Genomic DNA, 17,357 nt, shown 5'->3' with positions numbered 1-17,357 from the left:
TGTTTAACAGGAGGAAAAACAATGAGCAGAAAAGGAGAAAACATTTACAGGAGAAAAGACGGTCGCTGGGAAGCCAGGTATATCAAGGGTCACAGGCTGAATGGAAGGATCCATTATGGCTACTGTTATGGAAAAACGTATCATGAAGCCAGAGACAAAGTAAATCAGGCCCGTTTTGCGCTTATGAATAATCAGCCTCAGCCCGTGCGCGGAAGGAGAAAACGTCTTTCCGATTATTGTGACGAATGGCTTTACCTGAAACGAAGCAGTGTAAAGCCGGCTACTTTTGTAAAATATACAGCGATTCTGGAAAAATACATCAAACCTGATCTGGGTGAATATTTTTCGGAGGCTGTTTCAGCAATGCTTGTGGAACAGTTCAGTTATCATCTGCTTCATGAGAAAAACCTTTCACCAAAAACAGTACGGGATATTCTTTCCGTGCTGAATTCCATTTTAGATTATGCAGTAAAACAAAATCCTCTTGCCAGGCCTGTGGAAATCGTATATCCACGTACAGAACAAAAAGAAATGCGTGTTCTGACTGTTGAAGAGCAGAAACGATTTACGGAGTATCTTCTGCAGGATATGGATGCATGCAAATTTGGTGTTTTACTGGCACTTATGACCGGACTTCGAATCGGAGAACTCTGTGCCCTGAAGTGGGAAGATATTTCTCTGGAAGAAAAATTCATTTATGTTCGCCACACCATGCAGCGCCTGAAAGATCTGAATCCTGTCAGCGAGGAAAAAACAAGAATTGTAACCGGCGGGCCCAAGAGCGGAAAATCTGCGAGAGTAATTCCTATGAATGAAGATATCTGGAACCTCTGTGCCAGATGGAAAACAGATGATCCGGGGGCGTATATTCTGACCGGAAAAAAAGAGCGGTTTCTGGAGCCAAGAACTTTGCAGTACAGGATGAAAGTGTATACAGATGCCTGCAATCTGGAGGGTGTGCATTTTCATACGCTGCGCCACAGTTTTGCCACAAGATGTGTGGAGGCCGGTTTTGAAATCCGAAGCCTCTCGGAGATTCTGGGGCATTCCAGCACCAGAATTACGCTGGAATGTTATGTACACTCGTCCATGAAACTGAAGCGTGCAAATATGGAAAAACTTAAGATGGAAACCGGGAAAACGGAAGAAAATTCCAGGTTATAAATTTTTAAAAACCGTCGAAAATCGCCGTCAGGAGATAAAAAAATACGGATTTTCAGAGGGCTACAAAAAATTTTACGCAGAGTATTGTGCTCTGTGAAATTTTACCAATTAATTACTTTAAAATAACTCTACTTTTTAAGTAAAAAAATCCCGCATATATCTTTTCTGATATACGCGGGATTTTCTGATTTTTCTCTTTATTTTTATTATCCTGTCTTTTTACCGGAGAATTTTGATCTGGCACATCTCCATGGCTTTCAGTGCATTCTCATGACTCTCCGGTGTAACGCCTGCACAGCATGCGGCATCTACACAAATCGGAACTTCAGGAAGAGAAGCCTTGATCAGAAGTGCATTGGAAATCACACAGATATCTGTACAAAGTCCTACCAGGGTAATGCTTCCAATTTCTTCATCCTCATTAATCGTAACCAGCTCCCCTGCAAGATCTGTAGAACCGAAAGTTTCTTTATCAATTGGCTCTGTTTTTCTCAGAACATCCAGTTCTTTCCGAATCTGCCAGCCATCTGTCCCCCGGATACAATGAGGAACCGGAAGATTTTTCCCCTCCTGTGTTTCCAGATAATATGTCTCATGGGTATCTCTCGTGAAGAATACTTTTCCGTCAAAATTTCGGATCTTCTCCTCCACCTTCGGAACAATGGCCACAGCCTCCTTCGTGCCAAGTGTGCCGTCAATAAAATCATTTTGCATGTCTACTACGATGAGAATGTTCTGCATGTTTGTCACCCCATTATTTTTATAACTTATTTCTGCCCGACAAATCTGTAATATCTTTATTGTGCATACTCTACCGGAAGATGTCAAGCGAAAGAACTTCATAAAAAATCTCTGTCACATCAGCTTTCTGCCAACATGCCAGACAGTTTCCTCCACTTACTGCAAAATTTCAATCCTTTCTGAAATAAGTTCCTTTACGTTTTCCTTCTGCTCCTCAGACAGATATGCTTCCTCTATTTGCTTCAGAAATTTATCTTTCTTAGAACATATTTTTTTCAGCATATGTTCTGCTGCATTCGATGGTATCCCACAGGCTTCTGCCAACAACCGGAATTCTTTTTTATGAATATTTCGTTTTTTTCCATTAATCGTAAGTGCAAGCTGTTCTTTATCTTCCGGCATGATTATATTTACAGGCAACATATCATATGCTTTTGACAGCTGAAACTTCCTGTTTCCAGGTTCCGTCTCTTTCAATGAAAAATTTTTCAAATGCATATCTGAATTTCCCATGACAAAAGAGCCCAATACACGTAAAAACAATTCTGACATATCCAGTCCCGGTGTCGTCGAATATTTCTTAATAATCCTGCCACATTGTTCATAAGAACCTTTGTACTTATCTTGCGTTAATCTACAGGATAACTGACAAAAATCTTCCATTGCATATAACTTGATTTCTTTTTCCGTTATCTCCCGATCAATCCGTTTTGTAATATATGCATACTCTCCATTCATTTTTATAAGTGCATGTGGCACTGTCTGTATCCCCATGATCTCAGCAAGTCGCATGGCAAGATCTTCAAATTCCGGCATATTTTCAAATTCTTCTGTCTGCGGCTTTAATATATAACCCGTCGGATAATCTACAATTGTAAGTCTTGCATCTATATCACTTGATAAATGAAGTGATAATTTCTTTTGAACACCTGGCACAGTTAATCCTTCATTAACCGTTTCATTTACAAGAAATTCCAGTTGTTCTTTTGTTATATCCAAAACAGGCATTTCTTTTGTATGAAAAAAATTTACCACACATTTTTTATGCCACTGCCACTTTTTTTCTGATTCTGCTGCATTTTGATTGATCGTTTTTCCACAACATAAACATTTCATGTTATTTCTCCTCTGATACAAACGTCTCCGATACAGTCTCTGCATGCCGCCAGTAAAAGACCAAATCTGTCCTTCTGATTAATTTTCCAGTTTCGACTGACTACGCCAAGAAGCCAGCCCTCAGGAATCAGTCCATCAAAAAATGGAAACAAAATGGTTGTTTCATATGGGGCTTCACGTAAAGGTAGAGTAAGGCTTACCGCCACCGCATCCTCTCTTTTTAAATATTTTTTATCATACGAAAAAATATATCCTTCTTCTGTTTCAGCAATTATTCCGGCAAAACAATTTTGAATATATACATAACCTTTTCTATATTCCGACTCCACCTGCTATTCCTCCCTTTCACCCGGTACAGCTTCTTTTCCGAACATTGCCAATGCCTGATTTACTTTATCCAGACGCACAGTTTCTTTTCCCTGCTCCAGCTCTCTTACAAATCTGAGCCCCAGGCCAGCACGCATTGCAAACTCTTCCTGTGTAAGTCCAGCTTTTTTTCTTTCTTCTTTTATATAATTACCAATCCTGTTCATAATAAACATATTAATCCCTATCGGGTATAATTTCAAGTTAAAATTTACAAATCAATCCCGATCGGGTATATTTATACTGATCACAGTTTACTTCATGAAAAAATCTCTGTCACATCAGCTTTCTGCCAACATGCCAGAGATTTTCTCTCATTTATATTTCTTCTGTATCTTAAGCCTCAATAATCCGCACATTCCAGGCAGGAATCTTCAGCTCTGTACCAGCCTTAATTTCCTTGCCGGTAATTACATCTTCTGCATCACCATATTTGTATGTAACAGCCTGTTCTGATCCTGAGTAATTCAGGAAATACCTGATCGTTTTTCCAAGATCATTCGTTCCTTTACGTACAATCACCGGATAGCTGTAACCGGATAACTCAACGCCTGCACTTCCAAGAGCATCTTTTATTACATTCTGAAGGGTGGCATCATCTGTCATACATCCCAGATAATATGCCGTACCTTTCCCATATTTATTTCTGGTTATGGCTGCATATCCCTTCCAGTTATAATGCTCATATCCGGCAAGTACCTCTGCGCCTTCCGGTTTCAGAAGTTCCATAAATACCCTTGCTTCGCCATACAGCTTTCCGGCCAGCTTGACCTCCCGCGGAAATGTAAACTGATTATAACTGATCCCCAGCGCACTTTTCAGAATATGCGGCTGTGCATCCACATGAACCTTCACATTCTCATTGGCAAAACCGCTCTTAAATGTCACAACCAGCGTACCGCCTTCTTCCACATAACGATTCAGCCTCTGAAGTGTACTGTCCGGAACCGCATAAAGCGCCGGTACAAAAATCGCCTTATACCGGGAAAGATTCTCCGATTCCGGCCATACAAAATCACACTCCACATTCATCTGATACAGCGCATCATAAATCCAGCGAACCACATCATTGTAGCGGATTTCACCATTATCCCCGGAAGTCGCCTGAATGCCAAACCAGTTCAATGCAGTCAGAGCCTCATTGCTCACCATCACAGCCACATCATTTTTCTTCTTAAGATTCACCAGACGGCTGCCTTTTTCCCGAAATTCTTTTCCAATAATACAAGCCTCACGGTAAGTATCATTCTCCGCAAAATCATGGCTCAGAAGTCCCTTCCAGTAAGTTTCAAAAGAATTATGGATAGAATGCCAGTGCCAGTACATCACACTGTTGGCCCCGGATGCCAGATGACTGTAGGCACAGAGACGAAGCTGACCTTTATACGGCGTCCAGCACGGAAATCCCTGAGCTTCCGTCTCTAGTACCAGATAGTTATCATGCTTCAGACTGCGGATCATATCCCCTCCAAAAGCAATCTCCGTACCGGTCAGATCATCCTGAGACGGATGATAAATATCCGTTCCCGCAATGGTCAGAGCCTGTGATGCATGAAGATGATTCACATCCGGCTGTACACCGTAAGAATATCCTCTCCACTCAAAATCCAGGTTGTGGGTAATAAACTGATCTTCCCTCTTATACTCGCTGACGATCCCGGCCTGCCAGCTTAAGAATTGATCCACCAGGGTCCGCTGGAACTTCTCAAACTCCGCACCCAGACTGCCATTAATCGTTCCCCTCACATCCGGAAAGTCTTCCCAGGCATCAATCCGGTTACTCCAGTAATCCAGCCCAAATTCATGGTTCATGGCATCCAGATCATCCTGAAATTTTTTTCTTAAATATTTTACAAAAGCCAGCTGCACATTTTTGCCCGCTGTGCCGTAATACTTGGTCTCATTATCCACCTGAAAACCAATGACACACTTCCTTCCTGCACTGACTTCCATCAGTTTCCGGATCACACGCTCCGCATAAAAAAGATACACCGGATTGGTAATATCCATAATCTGTCTGGCACCATAGATCCCCGCCCCATTTTTCGTCGTGGCAATCACATCCGGATGGGCCTTCACCATCCAGGCAGGAACCGCATACGTAGGCGTACCGATGATCACATGGATCCCGGCCTCCTCCATAGCATCCATCACACGCTCCACATGAGAAAAATCAAACACCCCATCCTGCGGCTCACAGGTACTCCACGTAGACTCCGCAATACGCACCGTATTGATCCCCGCTTTTTTCATCATTTCTATATCTTTATCAAGTCTGTCATACGGCATGTATTCATCGTAGTATGCCGCGCCAAAAAGAAGTTTTTTCATATCTTCCTCCCATGGTATATTTTGATAAATTTATCTTAACAGAAGTTTCCGATACAGGATATCATTTATTTGAATATTTTTTACAGATTATACCAACGTCCTCATTAACAGAAAAACCGCTCTTTTCTTTCATATTAAAATACGAGAAAAGAGCGGTCTTCCATTTATTTTTTACAGTTATTTATTTTATCTTATTTACCCTCAGCGATCTCCTTGGTGATCTTCAGGAACTTATCAATATCGTCTGTTCCATGGCAGTGAAGCGGAGAAACACGAAGCGCACCCTCAAGACCAAGAGTTTCTACGATACGTTTGGAATACGGGCTGCTCTTTACACGCTCGAACAGAGTAACACCATGCTCCAGATATCTTCTTGCACACTCTGCAAATTCAATACCCTCAATACCCATGGCAACAATAAGATCTTTGTATGTAAGATCTTCCATATCCACATAAACCTGAACACCCGGGATATGACGAAGACCCGGAACCTTATCGGTACCTTCCAGCATACGGTACAGAAGCGCTCTCTCCTGAAGATGAATGTGATTCATACCCTCAACAAAAAGCTCACGCTTATTATATTTATGTGCGGAATCGCCCAGGAAATGTTTACCGATACTGCAAACATAATCAATAACAGCCATCATAGCCGCAAAGTTAGCCGGAGCCGGAGTACCAAGAGCCCAGACATTATCATCCTTGCAGGTCAGTTTGATATGCGGCATCACAGCAACACGGTCAGAAACATAAGCATAACCACAACCACGAACACCAAAGAACTTATACGGAGCAAAGTTGCAGACATCCACACCCCAGTCCTCAACATCGATCACTGCATGAGGAGCATGCTGAACCGCATCACTGACAATATAAATATCCGGATTGATCTCTTTTGCACGGCGTGCAATTTCCTTGATATCCATGATATTACCGGAAATATTGGAAGCAGCCATAATGCTGAGAAGAACTGTATCCTTATCCACATACTTCATAATCTCATCCGGATCAAGACCACCCGTCACCTTATTAGCCGGAACCTCACGGAACTCCCTGCCAGTCTTCTTGCAATAATACTCAACCGCATCATGAGCAGACGGATGCTCCAGAGCAGAAGTAACTGCGTTCTTACCCCAGTCAACACCTTCCATGATCGTACCAACCGCATGGAACATGGTCTGGGAAGCAGTCAGCTCAGTGATAAGCGCACCACTCTTCGCACCAAAAATAACCTCCAGGATCTCCTGCGTACCATTTTTAACATAATCCGCCAGATCAAAGCCCCTGCCACGAGCACGCTCCGGACAATCCGGAAATTCCTCGATAGCAGCCTTGGCCTCAACCGCCTTCTTAAGCCTCAGAGAACCACCGGAGTTCTCAAAGAAAAGTCTCGCGCCATACTGTGGATCCTTATCTGCATAATAAAACTGAGACTTCAGCTTCTTCTGATATGTATCTGAAAACAAAACGCCATGATTAAATTCCATAATAATATCCTCTCCTTCATCACATAAGCCCCGGCAACCCGGACAGCCAACTATTCATGAACACGCTCATTTCATACAGCCGTGTTCATTATATATCTCTCATCAGAAGATAGCATAACACATTTACAAATAGTTATAAAATGAATAATATAACTGTATTATATTAACATTGTTTATATTTTAACACAGCATAGCAACTCTGTAATACCGTCAAAAAGCAACATACACTTTTCTCATCGCATAAAAAACCAACCTATCATCCCAGCTATCCAGCGAAGCGCTGATAGCCCATCCAACTACCGAGCAGCCACCCTACCCTACCACCCTGAAAAGCCAGCCCGTGAGGCGTGTGCTGCCTGTCGCCGGACTCTGCAGGAGGGGAGCTGATTCTTGGCTGGCGGAAATCTGCGTTGTTTTCCAAAAGTCCGCTGTCTGAGCGGCTGCAAGACGCGAGTTCGGACTTTTGGAAAACGCTTTTAGCAGATTCCCGGCAGCCTAGAAGCCAGCCCCCGACGAAGCCCCGGCGACAGGCAGCACACGCCTCACGGGCGTCCCTTTCACAAAAAAAGCCGAACCAGCCACATCCCGCAGCCAGTTCAGCTCAACCCATACAACTACAAACTCACTCACCATCAACCCAGGCAAGCAACTTCCCAGTAAAAACCCTATTAAAGAAATGAATCACCGGCCCCAAACCAAAAGCCGTCACCAGCGTACCAATTCCCACAACACCACCAGTCAGATAACAGATCAGTGCACAAAGCACATCATTAGACATCCTGTGCCAGAAATAAGGAATCCTCGGCCACTTCTCCGTCATGATCAAAGAAAGACTATCATAAGGCGCAACCCCCTCATCCGGCATCTGATACATCGACAACCCCAGACAGCAGATCACAACCCCAATACACAGCGCAACCAATCTCACCGGCAGCGCCACAAGCTCCAATCCCATAACTCCATGAAAAATATTATAAAAAAACGTAATAATATAAGCCAGGCACACCGCATTTACAACTGTACCAATCCCCAGAAACTTCCTTCCAAAAGCAATCTCAATAATCAACAGCACAATATTCACAATCAGCTGAAAATTACCATAAGCCATACCAAACATATCCGCAACCGCCATATTCATTCCACTAAACGGATCCGTACCAAGCCCGGCCAGCTTAAAAATTCCAATCCCCATACCTGCAAAAACATTTCCGATGCACATGATCAGAACATGCTTCCAGTTAATATCCCTCAAATACTCCCCCATAGCATCAATTCCTCTCTCTTTCAAAACAATCATAATCAATATACACAACTTTTTTCATTTTACCACACCCCACCACCCCTGTAAAACACAAAAAGACACAAAAAGCCAAAAAAATCAACAAAAAAAGACATCCTGCAGACCGTTTAACCGAATCCACAGGATATCCTCTTTTTCATATCACGCCATTATTTTACGATCACCATTCAATCCCGAACCCCTCATGGCAGAGCTCCGGCACCTCAGATATCACGAAAACTTTTTTCAATATTATCCAAATATTATTTAATAAACTTAACCTCTGGATAAATCGCCTGCTTAGCAGCCTCTTTACGCTCATTAAATACAACCTTGTTCTCCTCAAACAGGTTACGACCCTGAGCATCAATAGACACGATCAGCGGACCAAACTCCTTAACCTTATTGCACCATAAAGTCTCAGGCATACCAAGCTCGTCCCAGTGATGCTCAACGATCTTCTCAACCTCTGTAGCAGCCACAACTGCACATCCAGCCGGGAAAACACAGTGGATCGCACCGAACTCTTTGCAGGCACGCTCAGTATTCGGGCCCATACCACCTTTACCAACGATCACTCTGACACCAGTCAGTTTTGTAAATTCATACTCGAACTTCTCCATACGCATGGAAGTTGTCGGGCCTACAGAAACCATCTCATAATCATCCTCTGTACCCTCGATCTTACGAACGATCGGGCCGGCATGGAAAATCGCTTTGTTGCGGATATCATACGGAAGCTCTCTTCCATACTCAACCAGACGACGGTGAGCAACGTCACGGCAGGTCATCAGATCTCCGTCCAGCCATACAATATCGCCGATTTTGATATCAGCCAGGTCTTCTGCGCTTATAGGTGTAATAAGAACTTTTTTATCTCCTCTGATTTCGATCATGATTTTTCCCTCCGTTTATATTAAGCATTAAATTTCCATGTGGAATGAGTATCACAGGTTACTGTAAGATCCGGATTTACAACCAGATGTCCACGACGGTGAGACCAGCATCCAACGTTTACTGCAACACCGATGGTAGATGGATGACGCGCGGTATTCTCAATGTTAACACCCATTACAGAATACTTTCCGCCCATACCCTGCGGTCCAAGGCCGATCGCATTGATACCGTCCTCAAGAAGCTTCTCCATTTTTGCTGCGTTTGCGTTGTCATTGTGGGAACCGATCGGACGCATCAGCGCTTTCTTGGAGTTCAGGGCAGCTGTCTCTACAGATGTACCTACACCTACACCAACAAGAAGCGGAGGACACGCATTCAGTCCATAAGTTGTCATCTGATCCAGAACAAAATCTGTAACACCCTCATATCCTGCGCCTGGCATCAGAACCATTGCTTTTCCAGGAAGAGTACATCCGCCGCCTGCCATGTATGCGTAGATCTCACATTTATCGCTGTTCGGAACAATATCCCACCATACAGTCGGAGTTCCTTTACCAACGTTTTTCTTTGTATTGTACTCATCAAAAGTCTCAACGGAATTATGTCTTAACGGTGCTGCAAAAGTAGCCTGAACAACAGCATCTTTCAGAAGTGCTTCCAGCTCATTGATATACGGGAAATTTGTTCCGCATTTCAGCCAGAACTGAAGAACACCTGTATCCTGACAGCTTGGGCGGTTCAGCTCTACAGCAAGACCCTGGTTCTTTGTCATTGTCTCATAGAGAACTTTTGGAAGTGCAGCTGTTTCCTGAGAACCAAGCTCTTCCAGTTTCTTAACTACGTCATCCGGTAATTTTTTTCCAATATGGGCAACAAAATCTGCTACCATGTCTGTTAATACTTTAACTCCATTTTCCTTAGTCATGATTTACCTCCTGATATGGTTCGATGGTTTAATTTTTTTTAGTTACATAGGTTTACATAAATTTGGTTGGTTGTTTCATCATTAATTTGGCTGATTAATGGTTAAGATGGCTTTTTAGGTTATTTCTGCTCCTTACGGATAAAACGGGAACAGGATCGGTAACAGGATCATACAGATCACAAAGGATACCAGGATCAGTGGCAGACCGGATTTCACATAATCCTTAAATTTGTATCCTCCAAGACCAACTACCATGGTGTTTGCCGGCATACCGATCGGTGTTGCATATGCACAGGAACCTGCGATAACAGTTGCGATAACAACGGCTCTGGGGTCTGCTCCAAGATTGTTTGCCAGAGATACCGCAATCGGTATCATCAGTGCTGTGGTTGCTGTATTTGACATAAAATTTGTCAGTACACAGGTTACAACAAAGATCACCAGAAGAAGAAGGATCGGACTTGGATCAGATCCAAGAAGTCCTACGATCTTATCTGCGATCAGCTCTCCGGCTCCGGTTGTATCCAGCGCTTTTGCAAGTGTCAGAGAACCGCCGAAAAGGAATACAACTTTCAGGTCAATAGATTTCAGTGCTTCTTTTTCGGAAATAACTCCTGTCAAAACCAGGACGATGGCTCCGATACATGCAGAAACCTCAATGCTGATACCGATCTCTTTCTCAAAGATCATTGCAAGGATCACAAGGATCAGAACTACCAGGGAAACGGTCTGTTTCCACTTCGGTACATGGCTGAAATCCTGCTGATCTTCAAGAGCTGCACCGGATGCATTCTTTCCATCCGGAAGGAATTTATATCCGATAAGGACAAAGTAGAGGATTCCGATCAGAAGCATCGGAACTCCAACCGGCGCATACATAAAGAAGCTTGTGGAAAGCCCCATCTCCTGCAGAGCATTCACACCCATCAGGTTTCCCGGCGCACCGATAATGGAAAGGTTTCCGCCAAGAGCTGCCGCAAATACCAATGGCATCAGAAGACGGCTTCTGGAATACCCGGACTCATCGGCGATTCCACAGACGACCGGGATCAGCACTGCTGCGGTACCTGTGTTGGATAAGAACCCGGACATTGCACCTACGATTACCATGATCGCAATGATCAGTGTTTTTTCTGTTCTGGCAAATTTTGTGACTAGGCCTCCGATCTTGTTTGCCATTCCTGTTTCAAACAATGCCTGGCCTACTACAAACATGCCAACGCAAAGGATCACGTTACTGTTTACATACTGTGAAAATGTTGTTGTCGCATCCACAACTCCTGTAAGGGTCAGACCGATGGCACAGATTGAAGCCGTCAGTCCAAGAGGAATTTTTTCAAGGATGAAACTGATAATGGTGAACACAAGAAACAGCAATGTTATAGTTGTCTGAGACATTTCTGTACTCTCCTTTCACTATGTTGTGATTTCATATTGTTTTCTTCTGAAAAGTATAGGCCGTACACGTTTCTTTTGATGGCTTTATTATAACTCGTGTACATATAAAAAAACAAATTAGCGAAACACATATCCGCATAAAAAAAATTTATAGTCTCAATTTTTAATGATAATTTTTATGCACTATTGCTATAAACTCCTCTCATTTTTAAATGAATATAGAATTTTTCACATGTCCATGGTATCTTTATAATGACAGTCAGCTCCAAAGAGTATGTTCTGTCCCCCATTTATTTTGATAAAAAGCAGCAAAATCTGTTAAGAATTTCATCTGATAATACACTGAGAGAAGGCATATCATGACACTGAACCAACTACGTTACTTCTGCACCGCCAGCCGCTGCCACAGCATCACAAAAGCGGCCGAAGAATTATATGTAACCCAGCCTACTATTTCCATGGCTATCCGTGATCTGGAGATTGAATTCGGGATCAGCCTTTTTTCCAGGAAGGGAAATCAGCTGATCCTGACTCAGGAGGGAGAATCCTTCTATGAAAAAGCTACCTATATCCTTCAGTACTGTAATGAACTCCAGGCTGACTACTCCAGCATGTCCAGAGTTAAACCCCCTCTTCGCATCGGCATCCCGCCAATGTTAAGTACCGTATTTTTTCCGGAGCTTCTTACTGCTTTTCACGAAAAGCACCCGGAGATTGCTGTTGTCCTGGAGGAATACGGCTCTGTCCGCGCCTGCAATCTGATCCAGGATGATACCCTGGACGTCGCTCTGGTCAACATGGAACAATATAATATTGATAAATTCCACAACACAGTCCTGGCTGACGACCAGATTGTTTTCTGTGTAAGCAATGACCACAAACTGGCAGAAAAAGAAACGGTTACCATAAAAGAAATGTCAAAAGAACAGCTGATATTTTTTAACCCGGACTCTGTCCAGAATCAGCTTTTGAAGATGCGTTTTGAGATGGACGGCTACAAACCAAATGTTGTTATGCGGAGCAGCCAGATCTACACCACCCTGCAGTTTGTAAAAACCGGGAAATACGGATGCTTTCTTTATACCAGCATGACAGATAAATTTTCCGGTTCCGGTATTACCGGTATTCCCCTTGAACCACCCATCCGGGTAAAGATCGGCATGGTATGGAAAAAAGGCAAATACATCAGTGGTGATATGTTGACATTCCTTCATTTCACCCGCATGTACTATAAAGAGCATCCACTGATAGAAAAGTAAAGTCCTGTCAAAAAAACAGATTATATGTCGATTAATTTTACTAATAAATGCATTTTTTTTAAAAAACCCATTGAAATCCATCAATTCATGTGATACTCTGTGTTACAGTGTTTTTCTACACAGAACGAATGACCGTCACCACCGTACACAAAAAAAGGTCCTGGCATCATTCAAAAATAAAAAAACTCAGGAGAGTCTCTTCAAATCAAAAGAGAAGAGCGCCGAAGGTGTACGCAGCACACAAAATGCTGTAAATCTCTCAGGCAAAAGGATGGAGGAAAGAGTAATGTTTACACAAATCAACAACTTTATCACATGGTTTGACGGAGTCGTTTGGGGACTTCCGCTGATCATTCTGATCCTGTTCACAGGAATTCTGTTAACCTCTCGGTTAGGTCTTTTACAGGTAAGGCATCTCGGAAAAGCACTGAAATTCATGGTTAAAAATGAAGAAGGCGGTGATGGTGAGGTCACAAGCTTTGGAGCTTTGTGTACTGCGCTTTCAGCAACCATCGGAACTGGAAATATCGTAGGTGTTGCAACTGCTATCGCAGCCGGCGGACCTGGAGCACTTTTCTGGATGATCGTAGCCGCATTTTTCGGAATGGCAACCAAATACGCAGAAGGACTTCTGGCAATCAAGTACCGTACCATTGACAAAGAAGGCCACGTTCTCGGTGGACCATTCTACTACATCGAAAACGGTATGGGAAAACAGTGGAGATGGCTTGCAAAGATCTTCGCATTTTTCGGAGCAGGCGTTGGACTTTTCGGTATCGGAACATTTACACAGGTAAACGGTATCGCATCTGCAGTCACCAACTTCTTTGATCCGGATAAAGCACACACAGTAGCACTTTTCGGAAATACATATTCCTGGGCAACTGTAGTTGCATGTCTGGTACTTACCGTATGCGTAGGACTTGTCGTTCTCGGCGGAATCCGGAGAATCGCAAAGGTATCCCAGGTCGTTGTACCGTTTATGGCAGTTCTCTATGTTGCACTGGCACTGATCATCGTGATCACAAACATCACAGCAGTTCCTGCAGCGATCGTAACTATCGTAAAATCTGCTTTCACAGGAAGTGCACTTGCAGGTGGCGCAATGGGAACCATGGTCGTAGCTATGCAGAAAGGTATCGCCCGCGGTATCTTCTCCAATGAGTCCGGTCTTGGTAGTGCCCCGATCGCAGCTGCTGCAGCTCAGACAAAAGAGCCGGTACGTCAGGGTCTTGTATCCATGACAGGTACTTTCATTGATACCATCGTCATCTGTACCATGACAGGTCTTTCCATCGTCATTACAGAAACATGGAACACAGGTCTTGAGGGTGTTGCCATCACAACAGCCGCATTCCAGAAAGGACTTCCTTTCCCGCCGGTTGTAGCATCCTTCTCACTGATGCTGTGCCTGGTATTCTTCGCATTCACAACGATTCTTGGATGGGATTACTACGGTGAAAGATGTCTGGAATACCTGTTCAACAGAAACAAAGCCGCAGTTACAACATACCGCTGGCTGTACATCATCTGCGTATTCATCGGACCATATATGACTGTAGCAGCTGTATGGAACATCGCAGATATCTTCAATGCCCTGATGGCGTTCCCGAACCTGATCGCTCTTCTTGCCCTGAGCGGTGTGGTTGTAAAAGAAACAAAAGATTTCTTTAAAAGACATAAAAATTACGAATAAGAAACTGCAAACACGCACAAACCCATAAAAATCCCCCCCTAATATCATACAAAAAAGACGCGTACCTCTTTATCATCCGATAAAAGGCCGCGTCTTTTTCATTATAAAACTCCTACGCCAACGTCAGGATTTCCATCTGATGTGTAAGCTCTGCCGCATCCAGAGACACATCACTTCGTATATCTTTTTTCTCAATCCGGATACACATTTCCTCTCCACCTGTCATATGGAAAAAATTATCCTCAAGAATTACATCCGCATCAGTAAATCCAATAGCTGTAAACGGGCTGAAGCAGCTGCTCTTCAAATGGATCACAAACGCATCCTCCTGCTCCTCCACCTCAGCGGCGATCTCCGGTTTATCCAGTTCCAGATATTTATATGGAACAAGAGTCTCCACATCACGGAGCACTTTTCCATCAGCAAGTGTCACTTCTGCCTCAAGGAAAATCTTATACTTCCTGTCTTCCCATCTGGAAACATCCACCGTCAGGATCTGCCCGGACTCCTGCACACCCACAGTGCCCTTTCCGGTAATCTTCTCAAGAATCTCGCATTCCATATTTTTCACATAAAAGACAACCTGATATGACTGTGCTTCCATACTTTCATTTGCCAGATACACCTGCATGGTATCCCCATCCATGCACATACTCACCGCCTGTGGCCCATAGAATTTTTTTGCCATATAATGAAGTGCCTTCCAGCGACCAAAATAGTCGATACTTGCCCAGGACGCCACCGGCCAGTTATCATTGATCTGCCAGTAAAGAGTTCCCATACAGCGGCCTCTGTGACGTCTCCAGTGATCTACGCCATACTTCATGGCCATTCCCTGAAGGATCTGGCTCACATAGAGAAGCTTACGGAAATTCTCCGGATAACGGAAATTCTCCGAAAGGTAATACAGGATCTTTCCGTTGGCTGCCGGATTCTTCTGGTGTTTCTCCATCACCCTGGAAAAAATATTCCGGTCTTTTTCTTCCGTAAAGCTCTCTACTGTTTTCAGACACGGGAAGGACTGGAAACCAAATTCCGAACAGAACCGGAAATAATGCTTCTGATAATCCGTAAAAGGCTTCTGGCCATGCCATACATCCCAGTAGTGACAGTCCCCCCGGTTCTCATCATCCGGCTCATCAAAACAACCCCCGGAACTCGGAGAAGACTGCCAGAAAAAGGTCTCGCTGTCTGCCGCTTTCACTGCTTTTGGCACCACATGCTCAAACATTTTTATGTAGTCCGCACGAAGATATTTCGACTCACTCTGCACCTCCGGCCAGTGATCCCAGGCAGATTCCATCTCGTTATTTCCGCACCACAGTCCCAGAGATGCATGATGACGGAGACGTTTTACATTTTCTGTAATTTCCTTCGTGATATTCTCTTCAAATTCTTCTGTAAGATCATAAACATTACAAGCAAACATCAGATCCTGCCATACGATCAACCCCATCTCGTCACAGAGATCATAGAAATGATCCGAAGGATAATAACCGCCACCCCACACACGGACGCAGTTAAAATTGGCACGTTTACAGGATTCCAGAAGGTACTCCTGAAGCTCCGGCGTGATCCTGGAATAAATACAGTCCTCCGGAATATAATTTCCGCCCATGGCAAAAATCTTCACGCCATTGACACAGAACGCGAACTCTTTTCCCCAGAGATCTTTTTCCTGGCTGATGGTAAGAGTACGGAGACCAATGCGCTTCGTTATAGTTTCCAGAACTTCGCCATCCTCATCCAGAAGTTCCACCTTAACTTTATATAACGGCTGATCGCCGTAGCCGTTTGGCCACCAGAGTTTCGGGTTGTGGATTCTTCCCGTCAGAGTTACAGAATTACTGTTCAACAGTACAGCTCCATCTGCATATATCTCTAAGTCTCCAGTCTCCTGAACCGCATGTCCATTTCCACGGACACTCGTCATATCCTTCCGGATACTCACTCTCACCTGACACTTATCCACAGCATCGCCGCTCACAGCTACAGTTGTACACACATCCACAGCATTATCCCCATGCCTTTGTGTGATCTTCACATCCTCAATCCTCGGATGACTGTACGCTTCCAGATAAATATCACGGAAGATTCCGGCATCAATCGTCTGGGGGCCCCAGTCCCATCCAAACATGCAGTGTGCCTTACGGATCAGCTGGTTTCCTTTCATTCCGCCGCAGGGAACATAATGGATCTCTTTATTCTCTTCATACTCATAATCTTCGATATACTTAAACACCGACCGAAATACGATCCGGATCTGGTTCTCACCGGAATGAAGAAATCCTTTCACATCCAGTTTCCAGGTACGGTGCATATTATCTGTAGATCCGGCTTTTTTTCCATTGATATAAATATCCGCAAGTGTGTCCAGTCCCTCGCATACCAGGATCACTTTCTTCTCATTAAGGACATCCTCCGTAACCGCAAACGTTCTGCAAAATTCATAATCCTTCCAGAACAGTTCCCTCGTGGCATCTTCATTGGTGCGGTAAAAAGGATCTTCAATCTTTCCGGCCCCGTAAAGTCCGGAAAGTACAGATCCCGGAACCTGCACTGCACATAATGTATCTTTCCCCGCTTCCGCCAGTTCCCACCGGCCATTTAACATGATCTTCCTCATAAAATATACCTTCTCCTGTAAAAATCCCCATCTCTATACAGTCCTATATTACAGACTGTATCATCCCATTTT

The 17,357-nt window shown here is 43.8% G+C and carries 14 protein-coding genes and 1 riboswitch; of the genes, 3 read left to right on the top strand and 11 right to left on the bottom strand.

What is annotated here, in order from left to right; translation table 11 throughout:
• Positions 1 to 21 precede the first annotated feature (21 nt).
• The gene (locus KQI39_RS12185; RefSeq protein ID WP_216418671.1) at positions 22 to 1,164 is read left to right on the top strand and encodes a tyrosine-type recombinase/integrase; all 1,143 of its coding nucleotides are present in this window, start codon (positions 22 to 24) and stop codon (positions 1,162 to 1,164) included.
• A 219-nt stretch (positions 1,165 to 1,383) separates the two neighbouring features.
• On the opposite strand, the gene KQI39_RS12180 is transcribed toward KQI39_RS12185, so the two are convergent.
• From KQI39_RS12180 to KQI39_RS12135, 10 genes are all read right to left on the bottom strand, one after another.
• Positions 1,384 to 1,905 (bottom strand): cysteine hydrolase family protein, encoded by a 522-nt coding sequence (locus KQI39_RS12180; RefSeq protein WP_148445555.1) that lies wholly within the window; start codon positions 1,903 to 1,905, stop codon positions 1,384 to 1,386.
• Positions 1,906 to 2,061: 156 nt separating this feature from the next.
• A complete protein-coding gene (locus KQI39_RS12175) occupies positions 2,062 to 2,940 on the bottom strand; it encodes a HipA domain-containing protein (protein ID WP_330596894.1) in 879 nt (292 codons plus the stop codon).
• A 77-nt stretch (positions 2,941 to 3,017) separates the two neighbouring features.
• Positions 3,018 to 3,350: a HipA N-terminal domain-containing protein gene (locus tag KQI39_RS12170; protein WP_118608985.1), complete on the bottom strand. Its 333-nt coding sequence runs from the start codon at positions 3,348 to 3,350 to the stop codon at positions 3,018 to 3,020.
• A 3-nt stretch (positions 3,351 to 3,353) separates the two neighbouring features.
• Positions 3,354 to 3,554, bottom strand: a complete 201-nt coding sequence (locus KQI39_RS12165) for a helix-turn-helix transcriptional regulator (protein WP_118609019.1) — start codon at positions 3,552 to 3,554, stop codon at positions 3,354 to 3,356.
• A gap of 169 nt (positions 3,555 to 3,723) precedes the next feature.
• Positions 3,724 to 5,718, bottom strand: a complete 1,995-nt coding sequence (locus KQI39_RS12160; protein ID WP_148445557.1) for a beta-galactosidase — start codon at positions 5,716 to 5,718, stop codon at positions 3,724 to 3,726.
• Between the two features lie 191 nt (positions 5,719 to 5,909).
• Positions 5,910 to 7,205, bottom strand: a complete 1,296-nt coding sequence (locus KQI39_RS12155; RefSeq protein ID WP_216418669.1) for an aminotransferase class V-fold PLP-dependent enzyme — start codon at positions 7,203 to 7,205, stop codon at positions 5,910 to 5,912.
• Between the two features lie 622 nt (positions 7,206 to 7,827).
• Positions 7,828 to 8,469 (bottom strand): YczE/YyaS/YitT family protein, encoded by a 642-nt coding sequence (locus KQI39_RS12150; protein WP_216418667.1) that lies wholly within the window; start codon positions 8,467 to 8,469, stop codon positions 7,828 to 7,830.
• Between the two features lie 278 nt (positions 8,470 to 8,747).
• A complete protein-coding gene (gene ttdB, locus KQI39_RS12145) occupies positions 8,748 to 9,380 on the bottom strand; it encodes a L(+)-tartrate dehydratase subunit beta (RefSeq protein WP_021977663.1) in 633 nt (210 codons plus the stop codon).
• 20 nt (positions 9,381 to 9,400) lie between these two features.
• Positions 9,401 to 10,306, bottom strand: a complete 906-nt coding sequence (gene ttdA / locus KQI39_RS12140; RefSeq protein ID WP_021977662.1) for a L(+)-tartrate dehydratase subunit alpha — start codon at positions 10,304 to 10,306, stop codon at positions 9,401 to 9,403.
• A 132-nt stretch (positions 10,307 to 10,438) separates the two neighbouring features.
• Positions 10,439 to 11,704 carry an SLC13 family permease gene (locus KQI39_RS12135; RefSeq protein ID WP_216418665.1) on the bottom strand — a complete coding sequence of 422 codons (1,266 nt, stop codon included), beginning with the start codon at positions 11,702 to 11,704 and terminating at the stop codon, positions 10,439 to 10,441.
• Between the two features lie 359 nt (positions 11,705 to 12,063).
• On the opposite strand from KQI39_RS12135, the gene KQI39_RS12130 reads away from it, so the two are divergent.
• Entirely contained in the window at positions 12,064 to 12,963 is a 900-nt protein-coding gene (locus KQI39_RS12130; protein WP_118071498.1) for a LysR family transcriptional regulator, read from the top strand.
• A gap of 177 nt (positions 12,964 to 13,140) precedes the next feature.
• A riboswitch (glycine riboswitch) is annotated at positions 13,141 to 13,248 on the top strand.
• 1 nt (position 13,249) lies between these two features.
• On the top strand, positions 13,250 to 14,659 hold the full coding sequence (locus tag KQI39_RS12125) for an alanine/glycine:cation symporter family protein (protein WP_182431227.1): 1,410 nt from the start codon (positions 13,250 to 13,252) through the stop codon (positions 14,657 to 14,659).
• A gap of 112 nt (positions 14,660 to 14,771) precedes the next feature.
• Here KQI39_RS12125 and KQI39_RS12120 read toward each other — a convergent pair whose 3' ends face one another.
• Positions 14,772 to 17,285 (bottom strand): beta-mannosidase, encoded by a 2,514-nt coding sequence (locus KQI39_RS12120; protein ID WP_216418663.1) that lies wholly within the window; start codon positions 17,283 to 17,285, stop codon positions 14,772 to 14,774.
• Between the last annotated feature and the right edge of the window lie 72 nt (positions 17,286 to 17,357).

The sequence above is a fragment of the Blautia sp. MSJ-36 genome (assembly GCF_018917985.1).
Taxonomy (GTDB): domain Bacteria; phylum Bacillota; class Clostridia; order Lachnospirales; family Lachnospiraceae; genus Blautia_A.
This window is presented reverse-complemented; position numbering and strand designations above follow the sequence as displayed.

What these genes read in the sequence shown, in the direction of transcription:
- KQI39_RS12185 (WP_216418671.1), top strand. Translation starts at nt 22, where the DNA reads ATGAGCAGAAAAGGAGAAAACATTTACAGGAGAAAAGACGGTCGCTGG.
- KQI39_RS12180 (WP_148445555.1), bottom strand. Translation starts at nt 1,905, where the DNA reads ATGCAGAACATTCTCATCGTAGTAGACATGCAAAATGATTTTATTGAC.
- KQI39_RS12165 (WP_118609019.1), bottom strand. Translation starts at nt 3,554, where the DNA reads ATGAACAGGATTGGTAATTATATAAAAGAAGAAAGAAAAAAAGCTGGA.
- KQI39_RS12160 (WP_148445557.1), bottom strand. Translation starts at nt 5,718, where the DNA reads ATGAAAAAACTTCTTTTTGGCGCGGCATACTACGATGAATACATGCCG.
- KQI39_RS12155 (WP_216418669.1), bottom strand. Translation starts at nt 7,205, where the DNA reads ATGGAATTTAATCATGGCGTTTTGTTTTCAGATACATATCAGAAGAAG.
- KQI39_RS12150 (WP_216418667.1), bottom strand. Translation starts at nt 8,469, where the DNA reads ATGGGGGAGTATTTGAGGGATATTAACTGGAAGCATGTTCTGATCATG.
- ttdB (WP_021977663.1), bottom strand. Translation starts at nt 9,380, where the DNA reads ATGATCGAAATCAGAGGAGATAAAAAAGTTCTTATTACACCTATAAGC.
- ttdA (WP_021977662.1), bottom strand. Translation starts at nt 10,306, where the DNA reads ATGACTAAGGAAAATGGAGTTAAAGTATTAACAGACATGGTAGCAGAT.
- KQI39_RS12135 (WP_216418665.1), bottom strand. Translation starts at nt 11,704, where the DNA reads ATGTCTCAGACAACTATAACATTGCTGTTTCTTGTGTTCACCATTATC.
- KQI39_RS12130 (WP_118071498.1), top strand. Translation starts at nt 12,064, where the DNA reads ATGACACTGAACCAACTACGTTACTTCTGCACCGCCAGCCGCTGCCAC.
- KQI39_RS12125 (WP_182431227.1), top strand. Translation starts at nt 13,250, where the DNA reads ATGTTTACACAAATCAACAACTTTATCACATGGTTTGACGGAGTCGTT.
- KQI39_RS12120 (WP_216418663.1), bottom strand. Translation starts at nt 17,285, where the DNA reads ATGAGGAAGATCATGTTAAATGGCCGGTGGGAACTGGCGGAAGCGGGG.